This is a genomic window from Bacillus sp. iso_77, from assembly GCF_056173625.1.
On record NZ_CM149683.1, the window covers coordinates 765,170 to 781,062 of the forward strand.

11 protein-coding genes are annotated in these 15,893 nt (G+C 41.8%); 8 read left to right on the forward strand and 3 right to left on the reverse strand.

Annotated features, from left to right (window positions below; translation table 11 throughout):
- The first annotated feature begins 514 nt into the window (after positions 1 to 514).
- The 7 genes from AC0VYC_RS03770 (at position 515) to AC0VYC_RS03800 (ending at position 8,945) form a co-directional block, all read left to right on the forward strand.
- Positions 515 to 2,173: a pyridoxal phosphate-dependent decarboxylase family protein gene (locus tag AC0VYC_RS03770; RefSeq protein ID WP_396483919.1), complete on the forward strand. Its 1,659-nt coding sequence runs from the start codon at positions 515 to 517 to the stop codon at positions 2,171 to 2,173.
- Between the two features lie 31 nt (positions 2,174 to 2,204).
- Positions 2,205 to 3,929, forward strand: a complete 1,725-nt coding sequence (locus tag AC0VYC_RS03775; protein WP_024720238.1) for a methyl-accepting chemotaxis protein — start codon at positions 2,205 to 2,207, stop codon at positions 3,927 to 3,929.
- 82 nt (positions 3,930 to 4,011) lie between these two features.
- The gene (locus AC0VYC_RS03780) at positions 4,012 to 4,398 is read left to right on the forward strand and encodes a DnaJ family domain-containing protein (RefSeq protein WP_035391356.1); all 387 of its coding nucleotides are present in this window, start codon (positions 4,012 to 4,014) and stop codon (positions 4,396 to 4,398) included.
- Between the two features lie 162 nt (positions 4,399 to 4,560).
- Entirely contained in the window at positions 4,561 to 5,994 is a 1,434-nt protein-coding gene (treP, locus tag AC0VYC_RS03785) for a PTS system trehalose-specific EIIBC component (protein ID WP_017358785.1), read from the forward strand.
- 15 nt (positions 5,995 to 6,009) lie between these two features.
- Positions 6,010 to 7,710 carry an alpha,alpha-phosphotrehalase gene (gene treC / locus AC0VYC_RS03790; RefSeq protein WP_427244048.1) on the forward strand — a complete coding sequence of 567 codons (1,701 nt, stop codon included), beginning with the start codon at positions 6,010 to 6,012 and terminating at the stop codon, positions 7,708 to 7,710.
- Positions 7,711 to 7,729: 19 nt separating this feature from the next.
- Positions 7,730 to 8,446, forward strand: coding sequence for a trehalose operon repressor (gene treR, locus AC0VYC_RS03795; RefSeq protein WP_327878812.1), 717 nt, complete (start codon positions 7,730 to 7,732; stop codon positions 8,444 to 8,446).
- Positions 8,447 to 8,510: 64 nt separating this feature from the next.
- Positions 8,511 to 8,945, forward strand: a complete 435-nt coding sequence (locus AC0VYC_RS03800; RefSeq protein WP_160758126.1) for a terpene synthase — start codon at positions 8,511 to 8,513, stop codon at positions 8,943 to 8,945.
- A gap of 46 nt (positions 8,946 to 8,991) precedes the next feature.
- Here the strand turns inward: AC0VYC_RS03800 and AC0VYC_RS03805 are convergent, their stop codons facing one another.
- The gene (locus tag AC0VYC_RS03805) at positions 8,992 to 13,272 is read right to left on the reverse strand and encodes a multifunctional 2',3'-cyclic-nucleotide 2'-phosphodiesterase/3'-nucleotidase/5'-nucleotidase (RefSeq protein WP_475389493.1); all 4,281 of its coding nucleotides are present in this window, start codon (positions 13,270 to 13,272) and stop codon (positions 8,992 to 8,994) included.
- 254 nt (positions 13,273 to 13,526) lie between these two features.
- On the opposite strand from AC0VYC_RS03805, the gene AC0VYC_RS03810 reads away from it, so the two are divergent.
- Positions 13,527 to 14,045 carry a type 1 glutamine amidotransferase domain-containing protein gene (locus AC0VYC_RS03810; RefSeq protein WP_007496591.1) on the forward strand — a complete coding sequence of 173 codons (519 nt, stop codon included), beginning with the start codon at positions 13,527 to 13,529 and terminating at the stop codon, positions 14,043 to 14,045.
- Positions 14,046 to 14,152: 107 nt separating this feature from the next.
- Here the strand turns inward: AC0VYC_RS03810 and AC0VYC_RS03815 are convergent, their stop codons facing one another.
- Entirely contained in the window at positions 14,153 to 14,368 is a 216-nt protein-coding gene (locus tag AC0VYC_RS03815) for a DUF1128 domain-containing protein (protein ID WP_008341757.1), read from the reverse strand.
- Positions 14,369 to 14,443: 75 nt separating this feature from the next.
- The gene (locus tag AC0VYC_RS03820) at positions 14,444 to 15,799 is read right to left on the reverse strand and encodes an alanine/glycine:cation symporter family protein (RefSeq protein ID WP_041090695.1); all 1,356 of its coding nucleotides are present in this window, start codon (positions 15,797 to 15,799) and stop codon (positions 14,444 to 14,446) included.
- Between the last annotated feature and the right edge of the window lie 94 nt (positions 15,800 to 15,893).

Genomic DNA, 15,893 nt, shown 5'->3' on the forward strand with positions numbered 1-15,893 from the left:
TACCATGAAATGCACAAATAGAAAAGTCATAACTGGTGAGCACCTAAGGCAGCCTGTCCGAGCTAGAGTTGGAAAGACATCGAAAACATTCGATTTCCGAAAAACTTTTTGTGAAATCTATCCTAATAATTACAGAAAATTCTGTATTTTTCCTGTTGTTATATCAATAAAACAGGTAAAAAGACACAAGTCTAAAGAATTAATTTGATTTCTACAATGGTGCATTTAGGCGGATTTCCAGTGTTTATTAATGTTTATGCAGGTTAAGTAAAAAAAATGAATGAATAAGCAGCTGAATTGTCTGGATAATAATTCCTTCATGGAAGTATATTAATATATTTTATTGTTTCACAAACATAATGGTTTTGATGTGTATTGTAGGGGTTTTATTCGTTTTGACGAGCGAACAAATTATCTAAATATACTTAAGTGAACAGTTCGACACTATAAACTTTTGAAACGGGGTCGATATAGACAGTGACAGGAAATCTTCCATTGAAAGGATTGATAGTATATGACTGTACGAGCACAGAACCTCGTTCAGAACTGGTTTCCGAGTGAGGACGGAAATGCAGAAGAGCGGAAAGAACTCATTAAATTAATGGAACAGATCATTTCAGGGGTCGATGACCTGAAGGATCCAAACCGAGCTCACCTAAAAGGTGAAAAGAATCGCGAGGAGGACTTTTACAAAAAGCTCACTGAAACAAGTCAAATTCCGATGAACGGACAAAAAGCGGAACTTGTGAATGAAGAATTACTGAAGCTTTTACATAATCATCCATACCACACGAAGTATTTCTTCACGAACATTTTGCCAATGGCAAGTACACCAGGAATTCTAGGCATGCTGACGGCTATGCTGGTTAACGGAAACAACCTATGGGATGTGTATGGACCAGCAGGCGCAGAAGCTGAGGTCAGAGTGGTCTCAATGATGTCTAAGCTCATCGGATATGATCCAAATGTGAGCGGGGGCTACACAACATGGGGAGGTCAAGGGGCTATTTTCTCGGGGCTTCGTTTAGCAATTTCGAAAGTTGCACCGGAGTCATTACGAAAAGGTGTCCCGCAAAATCTTTATGCGTTTTGTTCTGATGCAGCACATTACAGCTTATTTAAGTCAATGGAAGCAACAGGGCTTGGCACAGACAACTTAATCAGAATTAAGACGAATAAAGATCATTCGATGGATATGGAAGATTTGCGTTGTCAAATGGAACGTGTTGCCCAAAATGGCGGAATTCCCGTTTATATTGTGGCAACAACCGGAACAACAGATGCCATTGCAATTGATGATGTAAAAGGGGTACGTGAAACGGCAGAAGCCATTGCTGAGGAGTATGGTCTCAAGGTGCCGCATATTCATGCGGATTCGGCGCTTGGTGGATTCTTTGCTTTCTTTAATGAGTATGATGTATCTGAAAACCCGCTGCAATTCTCAGATGGTGTTCTTCGTATGCTAAAAGAAATCAAAGCGAAATTCCAGCATCTTTCTCTTGCTGACACGATGTGCTTTGACTTTCAAAAGCTCGGCCAAACGCCGTACACATCTAGTTTATTCTTAGTGAAAAACGCAGCAGACCTAAAGCGTTTAGATCTGGAAGAACAAGAGACACCATACGTTGGTCATAGAGGCTACGGCGAATACCATACGGGTTATACACTGGAATGCTCAAGAATGGGAAGCTCCATCAGCATGCTAAGTGTGCTGCTAACGTTTGGAATTGAAGGATACCAGCGCTTGCTCGGTCAATTTTTAGAGGTGAACCTTGCATTTAGAGAAGCACTTCGTCAGGAAATTCCACAAGCAGAAGTCGTCAATGATGACAATGTCGGAATGGCTACATTGTTTAGAATTTACCTAGACGGCTCTCCTCGTTTTAAGGAAGAAGTGTCTGGTGAAGCAACTGCTATGGAAATTGAGCGCAACAATGATTTGAACAAAATCCTCTTTGAAAAGCTTGGAGAGAAAAGAGACGAAATGTTCTTTGGCGATACAACGAAGTTTTTACAAGTCAATGCCAAAGAAGGTCAAGAATTCTATCTAAGTGTGAGTAAATTTTTTGTGATTTCACCTTATACGTTACCGGAGCATATCCCTCATATCGTATCTTATTTAAAAGATGTCATTGCATCTGTTTGTGGACAATTTGAAAGTGTAGAGGCTTAAATTAAAATTGAGAGTGGAGATGTAGAAAAAAATGGCGAAACAAAGGAAGTTTGGAGGACTTACGATATCCTCCAAAATCATGTCAGTCGTTGTCGTAACATTACTCGCAACCGTTGCATTATTCGTTCTAACATTTTATTTAGTTAGCCAGGATTTATCTTCCCAATTATTAAAGCAATTTGATTATCGATTAACAACAGATATTGATACAGCGAAAAAAGAAATCGATAATATGGATGGAAATGTCCTTAGCATTAGCGGGAAGGATGATCCTATTTATGTGGAGATCAAAAAGAAATTCACAGAACTGAAAGAAGATCATACGCTTGAGAACTTATACGTGTTATCAAATAAGGGCGGCAAAGAAAGAATCATCGTACTAACAGGGGAAGACAATGATTTTGATCAAGATTATGTCTTTTCAGATGAAATGAAACAAGCTCTTTCTGAAGATAAAATGGTCAAAAGCGACATTTACGTTGATTCGTATGGGACTCATAAATCCGTCTTTTTACCAATTAAAGATTCAGGCGGTGAACTCACGGGGATTTTAGGAATTGACTTAGATGCGTCTGTTGTTCCAGCAACAACGAAAAAGCTGACAATTTATATTACAGTAGCATCTGCGATTGTGCTCATCGGTGGATTACTCTTCTCATTCTTCATGGGAAGAAGAATTGCAAAACCAGCACGTTCATTAATGGAATCAGCAGATCGAATTGCAGATGGTGATTTAACTGGCATGGTAGAAGTTCAAAGTAAAGATGAGATCGGTCAATTAGCAGCTTCCTTCCAGAAAATGCAGGGACGGATCAAAGAGCTTATTGGAAAGATCTCAAACTCATCAAGTGAAGTGTCGAAAATGTCTTCACAGCTTCGCACAGTGACAACAGAATCTAGTCAAAGTGCACAACAAGTGTCAGAAGCGATGACGAATATGAGTGAAGGAATCAATGATTCAGTCGCAAACATTACAGACTGCACAACATCTGTTGCAGAAATCGATACTCAAATCGAAGGCGTGACAAAAGAAGTGGATGAAATGAAATCTGTTTCATCAGAAGTACAAGAGCAGTCAGAATCTGGTCAAAAATTGGTGCAGCATGTGCTTGAACATCTCAACATGTTACACGACATGATGACAAGCTCAAAGCAGGCGGCAGAAGAATTGCAATCACATTCAACAGAAATTGAAAGTGTCATCTCCATTATTACGGACATTTCAGCGCAAACGAATCTGCTTGCACTGAATGCTTCTATTGAAGCCGCACGTGTAGGAGAAGAAGGAAAAGGATTTGCTGTTGTGGCTGATGAAGTCCGTAAGTTAGCTGAACAGTCAGCTGATGCAGCTAAAACGGTCTCAGACTTAGTCATTGGCACACAGGAAAATAGTCAGCGTGTCCTTGAAAGCGTGGAGGAAAGCAGTAAAGCAGTGGAAGAAGGCCGTGAGCAAATGAAAGGCACCTCGCAGAACTTCGCTGGTATTTATGATGGAGTGTCTCAATTTGCAAGCAGAACGAACAATTTGCTTCAATCTATTAAGCAGGTAGAACGCGCTTATCAAACAATTTCTACATCGATTGAACAAATTTCGGTCGTGTCAGAAGAACATGCGGCAAGCTCTCAAGAAGTAGCGGCAGCAACAGAACAACAAAGTGCTGGCATGCAGCAAATTTCAAGTGCGATTGAACAGCTCTCTGACATGTCAGAGGACTTGGCACAAATGGTATCTACTTTTAAAATCGACAAAAAATAACGAGAAAGCTGGCTCTTGTGAGAGAGTCAGCTTTTTTGCTATGCTTAACCAAAATATCAGACGATCTGAAAGGAGACGTGTCATGGATTTTGCGCAGAGATTGTCAGAAGAACGGATCAAAAAGGCGATGGACCATGGAGCTTTTGAAGGACTATCAGGCTTTGGGAAACCTCTGCCAAAGGATGATGCTGCTCATGTACCAGAAGAGCTGAGGATGGGCTATCGAATCATGAAAAATGCTGGCTTTGCCGGGGAAGAAACAGCTTTGAAAAAAGAACTAATGACGGTTAAAGAGTTACTGAAAACGAGTATAGATGGAGAAGAAAGAAAAAAACTCTCTCTCGTATGTGAGGAAAAACAAAAACGCCTTGATGAACTCACATCCAAGCGCCAAACGTTTGCTCGACCAGCCTCCTCCTTTTATAAGAATAGGGTCTACGAAAAACTAACGGAGCATAAAAAAAGATGATGACACGCTGCCTCTTTGAGCACATTGAGGGAGCTTTTTTTATGAAAGCGCTACATTTTCTTATTGACTACATGTATATACAAATATAAAATATGAAGTGAACATGTATATACAAGTTTTGATTCTTTTTTCTTATAAAAAAACGATCTCGGAGGGGATAGCATGGCTGATTATCAGGCAGCGGCAGATCAGATTGTGAAAGCCATTGGCGGCAAAGAAAACATTGATCAAGCCACACATTGTGTGACAAGACTTCGTTTTGTGCTAAAAGATGAAGGTAAGGTGGATGAGAAAGCACTAGAACAAATTGATGAAGTGAAGGGATCTTTCTCAGCGAATGGCCAATACCAAGTGGTCATTGGTCAAGGAGTGGTGAATCGGGTTTATGCCGAAATGGTCAAACAGACGGGAATCGGCGAAGCGACAAAAGAGGACGTCAAGCGTGCCTCTGATCAGAAATTAAATCCACTGCAGCGTGCGGTGAAAACGCTTGCAGATATCTTCATTCCAATCCTTCCAGCTATCGTGACAGCCGGTTTATTGATGGGGATTAATAATATTTTAACAGCTCCTGATATTTTCTTTGATCAAAAATCCATTGTGGATGTGTATCCGGCATGGGCGGATTTAGCAAATATGATCAACTTGATTGCAGGTACTGCCTTTACCTTTTTGCCAGCATTAATCGGCTGGTCGGCTGTCAAGCGGTTTGGAGGTAATCCGCTTTTAGGGATGGTCCTCGGACTGATGCTTGTACATCCAGATCTGTTGAATGCGTGGGGGTATGGAGCGGCGGAAAAGACAGGTGACATACCTGTATGGAATTTGTTTGGACTTGAAGTACAAAAGGTAGGTTACCAAGGACAGGTTCTTCCGATACTTGTCGCTTCCTATTTACTTGCAAAGCTCGAATTATTTATAACAAAAAGGACACCTGAAAGTATTCAGCTGTTAGTTGTTGCACCAATTACATTACTACTCATTGGATTTTTATCATTTATCGTCATTGGTCCCGTTACATTTGCGATCGGAAACGTATTAACATCTGGACTCGTCACTGTATTCCAGCAATTCGCAGCACTTGGCGGCCTTTTATATGGCGGATTATATGCAGCGTTAGTCATTACAGGCATGCACCATACGTTCCTAGCGGTCGATATTCAGCTGATTAACTCAAAACTGCACGGCACGTTCCTATGGCCAATGCTCGCACTGTCTAATATCGCTCAAGGATCAGCGGCACTTGCGATGATGTTTGTCTTAAAAGATGAAAAGCAAAAAGGGCTTTCGCTGACATCAAGTATTTCTGCTTACTTGGGCATTACTGAACCGGCGATGTTTGGGGTGAACTTGCGCTATAGATTCCCGTTTATTTTTGCCCTGATCAGTTCAGGGATAGCTGGTATGTTTATTGCCTCACAAGGGGTACTGGCAAGTTCAGTCGGCGTTGGAGGCATTCCAGGAATCTTCTCGATCATTCCGAAATATTGGGGGGCATTTGCCATCGGAATGGTGATTGTGCTGATCGTCCCATTCATTGGTACCCTTTTATATGCAAAACTTAAAAAGAAGGATGTATCACAAGAACTTAACTAGTGGTGGTGAAGGAAATTGAATCAACAAACAAACGAACCGTGGTGGAAAAAAGCCGTGGTCTATCAAATCTATCCGAAGAGCTTTTTAGACACAACAGGCTCTGGTACAGGAGATATCAATGGCGTGACGAAAAAGCTCGACTATATCAAAGAGCTAGGGGCGGATTGTATTTGGCTGACTCCTATGTATGAGTCACCACAGCATGACAACGGTTATGATATTAGTGATTATACAAAAATCCATGACATGTACGGCACAATGGCCGATTTTGAGCACATGCTGAAAGAAGCACATGAACGAGGGATTCGTGTCATCATGGATCTAGCCGTGAACCATACATCTATTTTCCATGAGTGGTTTCAAGCCTCCCGAGAGTCGAAGGAAAACCCGTATCGAGACTATTATATTTGGAAGGAGCCGAAAGCGGACGGCTCTCCTCCGAATGACTGGCAGTCAAAGTTTGGCGGGCCAGCGTGGGAATTAGATGAAGCGACAGGTGACTATTATCTTCATTTATATGATGTTACCCAGGCAGACCTCAATTGGGAACATGATGAAGTGCGCAGGAAAGTATGTGACATCATGCACTTTTGGTTTGAAAAAGGGATCGATGGATTCAGACTGGATGTCATCAATAACATTTCAAAGGATCAACGCTTTTTAGATGATGCTGGGCAATCAGTGCAAGGTGACGGGCGTATGTACTATACAGATGGGCCGAGAATTCATGAATTCTTGCATGAAATGAACCAGGAAGTGTTTTCGAAATACGATAGCATGACCGTGGGGGAAATGTCTTCAACGAATATTGCAGACTGCATTCGGTATACAAGACCTGATCGGCAGGAGCTGGATATGACGTTTAATTTTCATCATTTAAAAGTTGACTATCCTAACGGTGAAAAGTGGGCCATTGCGCCATTTGATTTTCTAGAGTTGAAATCAATTCTGTCAGAATGGCAGACGAAAATGCATGAGGGCGGCGGCTGGAACGCACTATTTTGGTGCAACCATGATCAGCCACGCATCGTGTCTAGATACGGTGATGATGGCACGTACCATCAGCAATCAGCGAAGATGCTGGCGACCACCATTCATTTGATGCAAGGCACTCCTTATATTTATCAAGGTGAAGAAATTGGGATGAAGAATCCTCGTTTTGAGGACATTTCGTCATACCGCGATATCGAATCACTGAATATGTACGAAGTCATGCTTGAAAAAGGGAAAACAAAGGAAGAAGCTTTGGCGATTTTACAGGTCAAATCAAGAGATAACGCAAGGACACCTATGCAATGGACGTCGGAAAAAAATGTGGGGTTCTCAAAAGGTACGCCTTGGATTGAACCAGCTCAAAACGGCATTTCAGTAGAAGCTGCCTTAAAAGATGAGACGTCGATTTTTTATCATTATCAAGCCCTTTGTAGACTTCGCAAAGAACTTGATGTAATCACCTATGGGAGCTTTACTTTACTGCTTTCAGATGATCCAAAGGTGTTTGCATATGTCCGAGAAGGCAAAGATGAGAAGATCCTCGTGATCAACCATTTTTATGCAGGCGAGACGGACTTTACACTTCCAGATGAGCTTGCAAAGGATGTCAATGAAATGGAAGGGCAAGTCTTGCTGTCCAATTATGAGGATGTGCCGGCAGATATCAAGGGATTTACGTTGCGCCCATATGAGTCAATCGTTTATCATTTAACCAAACGCTAGTAAATGGGGCGGAGGGAAAATGAAAGAGAATAAGTTTCGAGTGATTTATGATCAGCTCGCTAGACGAATTGAACAAGGTGAATGGCAGGATAAAGGCATCCTCCCATCAGAACATGAGCTGTCTGTCATGTATGACACATCCCGTGAGACGGTGAGAAAGGCATTAAACATCCTTGTGCAAAATGGCTATATCCAAAAAATTCGTGGGAAAGGCTCAGTATTGCTGAATCGAGAGAAAATGCAGTTCCCAGTTTCGGGTCTTGTCAGCTTTAAAGAGCTTTCCCAAACGCTTGGGCGAAAGACGGTAACAACGGTTCATGAGTTCGGTTTAATCAAGCCAGATCAGTATATTCAGTCTCAGCTGAAAATCAGTGGGCAGGAGGACGTTTGGGAAGTCATTCGCTCTCGCAATATTAGCGGAGAAGAAGTCATTTTAGACAAAGATTACTTCTTGCAAAAACATGTGCCGCTCTTGTCTAAGGACATTTGTGAAGGATCGATCTACGAGTATATTGAAGGAGAACTTGGGGTCTCGATTAGTTATGCTCAAAAGGAATTTGTGGTCGAGCCATGTACTGAAGAAGATGAGAGGTATCTCGATTTGAACGGGTTTGATCATGTGGTGGTGGTGAAAAATTATGTGTTCTTGGAGGATACGAGTCTATTCCAATACACCGAAAGCCGCCACCGGCTAGATCGTTTCAGATTCGTGGATTTTGCTAGAAGAGAGAAGTAGACAGGGCCGAGGCTCTGTCTATTTCAGGTTTTAGGGAAACAAGAGCAACATTTTAGGAGGACAAATGATCAGACTGAATAGACCATTAAAATTAAGAGATGTAGAAATTTTTTGCGTGATGAAAGATCACAGGATTTTATGTTATGTCATCATTGAAGACACGCGAAAACCGTTTACGGAAGAAGATAGAAAATTAGAGCCATTATGTTATATGGATGAAGAAGACATTCAAGCGATTTTGAATGTATTTCATATTTCAATTATCAGTGATGAAACATTAAATGAAGAAGATTTAACCCTTGTGAAATCGTACTTTGCTGAATTTGTGAATAACACGAACTTAACGAATTTCATTACGAGAGAATATGTTCAAGAGGATTTATATGCCGTTGATGATGAAGATGATATCACGTTCTTTAATAGGATGCTGCGTCATATAGGGTCAGATGATGTGAAAGAATTTGATGACCGTCATTGGATGTATTTATCCCAAGATTAATAGTGAGATGCAAAAAAGGACAGAGCCAATGCTCTGTCCTTTTCTTTTAAGATGATACTTTGTTTCGTGTGCGCTTGCGCTGGTAGTAATAAAGGATACCGCCTGAGGCGAGCATGAGCAAGCCAATTAATACCGCTGTATACATCATCGTTGCCGTATTCGGCAGTGTGCCCCCTGGCATGCCGCTTCCATCCTGATTTGGATCCGAACCGCCTGGAGCAGAAGTTCCACCGTCTCCGCCATTTTGGTCTGGAGCTGTTCCAGCAGCTTCACTTTGATTGAGTACAGTGTATTCACTAAAGTGCTCCGTTTTACCTGAGACAATCCCGTTTTCGAATGAACCGTTACTTGTTTTGGCATAGCGGTTTTTCTCACGATCGACATAATAGACACCTGGTTTTTTCGCTTTTTCAGGCGCATCTAATGTAAAGAATAGTGTGACGGGATCTTTAAAGGTAGACACATTTTTCTGATCTTGTTTGATTTGGAAATCGTATGTGTCGGTTAATGCATTTTTCACCTTATTTGTTTTTGCCATTGATATATCTGCTTGTTGCTCTGACAAATTGGAGAGCGGTAATGCTAGACCGACTTTGTCATGATAGATGGTGACGTTTGGATCTTGCTCTCGTTTCTTCAGTTCAGCTACTTGCCCTTTTGATAGAGACAATTGAACCTTTTTCGCTTCGGTTGCTTTGTCTAAATAGAGCAATGTTTTGTTCGTATGCTGCACATACGTTTGGAATTTCTCATCATCTTGAATGTCATAGACGCCTTTTCCTTTCAAGCGAGGAAGGAATACTTCTTTCACTCGATGGTCGATGACTGGAGAAATATGACCGTCTGCCTGTTCAATTTGCTCTTTGAAAATTTCATAGTCAACATAGCCTAAGTCTTCACCATGAGACGCTTCTGTAAAGACGCTGTAGCCATCACCGCCTGTGCCGACGAATGCGTTAGTCGCCACGCGGTATGTTTTCTGATCATCAATGTCAGTCAGATTGCCCTTTTGATCTTTCAATTTGACATCAATCAGTCTGCTGCCAGCTGGTTTACTCAGTGTAAACGTATATTCAATACCGGCTACATGAGGGAATGCGCCTCCGCCTTCTTCAATGCCTGAAAGACCTTGTTCAAGCGCTTTTTTAATTTGACTGCCTTTTAAATCTGCGACATATAGTGTGTTTCCAAAAGGCATCACGGTTAAAATATCCCCTAATGTGATATCTCCTTTTTCAATGCTGCCTCGAATACCGCCGCCGTTTGTAATGGCAAGGTCAGCCCCAGCAGATTCTTGTGCTTTCTTTAACATGCCATCTGCAATAAAGTTTCCAAGGTTCGTTTCCTTTGCACGGACGTGTTCACGCTGTCCATCTAAGAAGACATCTGACGTCCCGACTTTTTCGGTTTTTAAATCTTGGATATCTGCCTTGTACTGATCAAGAATCGCTTTTGCGTCCGCATCTTCTTTCACAGAGTCGTCGATCGTGATGAGGTCAAAAGTAGATTCTTTTGGCTGTACGACGCCTTTTTTGTCAAAGGCCACGTCTACTTTTCCTAAAAATTGTCCGTAGTCTTTTACTTGCGCAACAATCGTTGGTTCTTTTTTATTGATGACCTTTAATTTTTCAACAAGGGTGTGGGTGTGACCACCAATGATGAGATCAATGCCATCTACTTTTTGAGCCAGTTCTAGATCACGGTTATAGCCGATATGTGTGAGCGCAATAATTTTATTGATTTTTTCTTCAGTTTGAATGGTTTTGACTGTTTCTTTTGCTTTTTTGTATGCATCTTGAAATTGAATGTTGGGACCACTGCTGGATGTAATGGCTGTGTCTTCAGTGGTTAGACCGAATACAGCGACCTTTTCACCATTTACATCAAGCAGAATGTAAGGGTAAATGCCAGCTTCTTTTTTCTCACCAGCTTTAAATGTTGCTGGTTTTTTCACTAAGTCGCTTAACTGTTTTTCCTTAGAGACATTCACGTTTGATGACACGATCGGGAAGTTCGGTTTTTCAAACTGATGACGGTTTTTAGCATCTACACTGGATGCGTCACCTGTCAGGAATTGACGAAGGACAGAAGGACCTTTGTCAAATTCATGATTCCCAAACGTCATGGCATCGTATTTCATTAAGTTCATCAGTTTCAGATCGGCAAGTCCTTGCCATTTTGTGAAATAGAGATCACCAGAGAAGACATCTCCAGCGTCTAATAAAATATTGTTTTCGCTTTGGGCGCGAACTTCTTTGATCTTGGTTGCGCGTCTTGCTGCATCATCCAGATGGGCATGTGTATCGTTTGTATGCATCACCGTTAAATGCCAATTGTCTGTTGCAGGTGGTTCTGTTGTACCATCATCTTTAAACGCTAGCTTGTACACGCCAAGTCCGTCTGTGCTGGCATTCCGAATAAAGTCGACGCTGCTTGATTTCTCTGCGAACGGTTTTGCTAAAAGAGAAGATTCAAAAGTGACGGTTGCGCCTTTTACTGGTGCAATGGACCAGTTTTGATCTGCGCTTGGGTTGATGGTTTTTTGTTCAATAATATAATCCATCAGCACTTGGCGGTTCTCATCTGCTGAGGCAAGCACGACTTTATCTTGTGTGAGGTGCGGGAAGCCTCCGCCGCCAGATGCACGGTAGTTGTTTGTCACGACTAAAAATTCTTGATTGTCAGAAACGGGTTTTCCATTGTAAGACAAGTTTTTGATGCGGTTCGCACTAGCGTTAACAAGTGTGCCCGTTGTGCTGTATTTAGCAGGCTGTGTGACATCTACTTGGTACGTCACACCATCAATCACATCAAAATTATATGAGCGGTATTCTTCGTTTAAAATAGGCTGTTCATTTGAAGTATTTGGTTTGATTTGGTTAAACTGACCAGCAGACATTTCAAGCCAGTCTTTTACTTCACTGCCTTTTAGTTTTACAATCTGTACGGTGTTATCGTAAAGATAGAGATCGCCGATGTTTTTAATCGCTAAATCACCTTTTGCGATATTTGTATAATAGTTCACACCATTGCGTCCGCCGGCTTTAAATGGCGCACCCGCAGAGAGAATCGGCAAGTTTTTGTACGAAGTATCTTTCATTTTTTCTTGTGCATACCATTTCTGGGCATCTGTCACGATTTGAATAGAAGGGTCATCCATCACTTGAGCGAAAAAGCTGTTAATGTCTGCTTCTGTTTTTCCAACTGGCTTTCTGACATAATCTAGGGTGTTTTGGTGAGTTGTTTGAATGGCATTTTTTACTGTACTGTTTTGAGATGTCACCCCGGCAACGGATTCGATTTTGCCTGTTCCGTCTGTGACTTTCCAGTTGCTTCCGTCTGGTTCTAGCGTTAAATCAATGACCCCGAGGTAGCTTCCCCAGTTTTTTGACATGACGACAGGAATGCCATTAATGGTTCCCTTTGCGACATCAAATTTGTCAACGCCGCTATATTCAGCGCTTGGGAATGTGCCATGCTGGTGGCCAGACACAATCGCATCAATGCCTTTTGTTTTTGTGGCAAGGTCAAAGATCATATTTTCTGATCCTTTAGGTGAAGCTGTTTTTTCAATTCCTGTATGAGCAAGAGCGACGATGACATCTGCGCCTTTTGCTTTCATTTCTGGAATGGTTTCATTGGCAGACTCCACAATATCTTGCACTTGAACTTGTCCATCTAAATGTTTCTTATCCCACGTCATAATTTGTGGTGGTACGAATCCTATGTAACCGACTTTCACAGTTTGGGAGGCTCCGTTTGCATCTTTAAAGGTTTTATCCTGAATGACATAAGGAGTAAATCGGTGTTCTCCGTTTAACTTTTTGACGTTCGCATTGACAATCGGGAAGTTGGCGCCCGCAATGGTACCGTCAAGAAAAGATAAACCGTAGTTAAATTCATGATTGCCGAGTGTACCTGCATCATATTTTAATTTGTTGAGTGTATGAATAATGGGGTGAACCTTTGTTTGATTGATGATGCTGTCTTTTTCATTTTTATAAACGTATTCTCCAAGAGGGGTTCCTTGAATCAGGTCTCCGTTATCAACAAGGAGTGTATTAGGATTTTGTGAACGGTGCTTGTCAATCAGCTCGGCTGTTTTTGCCAAACCGAATTCATTTGTTTCTTTGTCGCTGTAGTAATCGTAATTCATCATGTTCGCATGAACATCCGTTGTGGCTAAGATACTGACCTTTACGGCGCTGCCGCTTTCTGTTTCTGCATGAGTAGGTACTGCTGGGAGAATGAGACTAATCAACATCATGGAAGTGAGCAGAATAGACAGGTTTTTCCTTCGTTTAGACCTATGTGCTTGCTTCTTCACCTGATCTCCGCCTTTCTAATTTTTTTGACCACAATACCTATTGTAGAAATGTTTCGTTAACTTTTGTAGTTATTTTTTGCAGATTATTGTAAAGATAACATAAATCATACGAATTACCTTGTTAAGGGAATGTGAATGAGTCTAAATGCTTATTTTTCTGAAAGGGGGTTTTCTCATAGGGATAGGATGTTTGATTTCAATTGGTGGGGGTATAGTGTGTAGTGTAAACGATAATCAAGCAGGAGGGTTTCTACATGGGTAAGAAAATTGCAGTTGTCTTAACAGATTACTTTGAGGATGTTGAATTCACCGAGCCTGCAAAAGCCTTTAAAGACGCAGGCCATGAGATCACAGTCATTGAAAACGAAAAAGGAAAAACAGTGAAAGGAAAGCAAGGAGAGGCAGAAGTAAGAGTCGATGCGTCTATCGATAACGTGAAACCAGAAGACTTCGATGCACTTCTGATTCCTGGCGGCTTCTCACCAGACATTCTGCGTGCGGATGATCGCTACGTGCAATTCACAAAAGCCTTTATGGACGAGAAAAAACCAGTATTTGCGATCTGTCATGGACCGCAATTGCTTATTACAGCGAAGACGCTGGAAGGAAGAGGCGCGACCGGCTATACATCCATTCAAGTAGATATGGAAAACGCAGGCGCTAAATTCAAAGATGAAGAAGTCGTCGTTTGTCAGGATCAGCTTGTCACAAGCCGTACACCTGATGACATTCCAGCATTTAACCGTGAATCATTAAAACTGCTCGCCAAATAAGTCGTTTTGACAGGATAAACAAAGCCAGCACCTTGCGAGGTGCTGGCTTTTTCTGTGCATGGATGTAAGAAAGCGGCGTCAACCGCAATTCAATATCAGGTGCACGATTATTTTCTTAAGCTTTTCAGCTCGCTTGCAATGGCTTGCATTTCACTTGGGCTGAATGAAGATTTTTTCATCACCATTTGGTGAAGAAATTCAATATCTTCATACTTATCTGGACTGAAGTCTTCGGCTTTGATGACTCCAATATTCAGCATATTGAGCTTTTGCGAAATGTCTTCAATCAGCTGATTGACTTCAGCCGCTTTTTGCTGTGACAAGGGCGGCACGTCCTTTCCTGCATGTGTCGAATAATATGTCTATTTTAACAGAAAAGCAAAAGAATAAAAGGGCTATTATGACGACACTGAAATGTTTTTTTCCTTTTTCTCCTCTTTGATCTTATCAATGATTCGTTTGGATTCAAACACCACAACACCTGATAAACCGATGAGGCCAATTAAGTTTGGAATGGCCATCAGTCCATTGAGCATATCTGCTACGCCCCAGACGAAGTCATTCTTAAACACGGCACCGAAAAAGACAGCTATCACAAACACGATACGGTAATACATGACGTACGAATCCTTAGCCAAATATGTAAAGCATTTCTCTCCATAATAGGACCAGCCAATGATGGTTGAATAGGCAAACAGGAGCAACCCGATTGCCACGATGATTGAGCCAGCTGGACCGAGGAAGTGAGCAAAGGATAACGAAGTCAGCGCATCACTTTTTTCTGTTAAATACATATCTGCCATGACAATCGTAATGCCAGTGATAGAACAAACAATGATGGTGTCAATAAACACTTGCGTCATAGAGACGAGAGCTTGACGGGCAGGCATATCCGTTTTCGCAGCTGCAGCAGCAATTGGTGCTGATCCAAGACCAGCTTCATTGGAAAAGACTCCTCGTGCGACACCCCAGCGAATGACAGTTCCAATCGCACCACCTGCTACGGCTTGACCTGTAAAGGCATCTGAGAAAATAAGACTGACTGCGCCAGGAACAAGATCAGCATTCATGACAAGAATGATGAGCCCGCAAATGACGTAAAATAAAGCCATGACTGGTACAAAAATAGATGTCACTCGGCCGATACTTTTGATTCCGCCTAAAATCACGAGTGCCGTAAAGGCGGTAATGATGATACCTGTTACCCATGTTGGAATTTGAAAGGTTGAATTCATGACGCCTGAGATGGAATTAGACTGTACCAGGTTGCCGATCCCAAAGGCAGCACTGGCACCGAAAACAGCAAATAGCACCCCTAGCCATTTCTGTTTTAAGCCATGCTCTAAATAATACATAGGTCCGCCAGACATTTCGCCTTTTTCGTTTTTGACCCTGTATTTTACAGCCAGAACAGCTTCTGCAAACTTGGTGGCCATCCCGAAAAATGCAGCAAACCACATCCAAAATACTGCACCAGGACCACCTGCAATGACAGCTGAGGCAACACCGACGATATTCCCAGTACCGACAGTTGCAGCAAGAGCCGTCATTAATGCTTGGAAATGGGAGATATCTCCCTCTGATGTTTTGTCTTGTTTTGAAAAAGCGAGCTTTAAAGAATAAGGAAGTAATCTAATTTGAATGAAGAGGATCCGAAAGGTGAGGTAGATTCCAGTACCAACAATTAAAATTAATAGGGGAGGCCCCCACAAAAAATTGTTCATCGTCGTGACAAACTGCTCAATGATTCCCATCTAATGTCCCCCTTTGTTTGTGTAATTCTCCTAAAGTTTCTCCTTTTTTTGTGTATTTTGTCAATGCCGATGGGAGTTTTTCTTGCAAAGTTTC

What these genes read in the sequence shown, in the direction of transcription:
- AC0VYC_RS03770 (WP_396483919.1), top strand. Translation starts at nt 515, where the DNA reads ATGACTGTACGAGCACAGAACCTCGTTCAGAACTGGTTTCCGAGTGAG.
- AC0VYC_RS03775 (WP_024720238.1), top strand. Translation starts at nt 2,205, where the DNA reads ATGGCGAAACAAAGGAAGTTTGGAGGACTTACGATATCCTCCAAAATC.
- AC0VYC_RS03780 (WP_035391356.1), top strand. Translation starts at nt 4,012, where the DNA reads ATGGATTTTGCGCAGAGATTGTCAGAAGAACGGATCAAAAAGGCGATG.
- treP (WP_017358785.1), top strand. Translation starts at nt 4,561, where the DNA reads ATGGCTGATTATCAGGCAGCGGCAGATCAGATTGTGAAAGCCATTGGC.
- treR (WP_327878812.1), top strand. Translation starts at nt 7,730, where the DNA reads ATGAAAGAGAATAAGTTTCGAGTGATTTATGATCAGCTCGCTAGACGA.
- AC0VYC_RS03800 (WP_160758126.1), top strand. Translation starts at nt 8,511, where the DNA reads ATGATCAGACTGAATAGACCATTAAAATTAAGAGATGTAGAAATTTTT.
- AC0VYC_RS03810 (WP_007496591.1), top strand. Translation starts at nt 13,527, where the DNA reads ATGGGTAAGAAAATTGCAGTTGTCTTAACAGATTACTTTGAGGATGTT.
- AC0VYC_RS03820 (WP_041090695.1), bottom strand. Translation starts at nt 15,799, where the DNA reads ATGGGAATCATTGAGCAGTTTGTCACGACGATGAACAATTTTTTGTGG.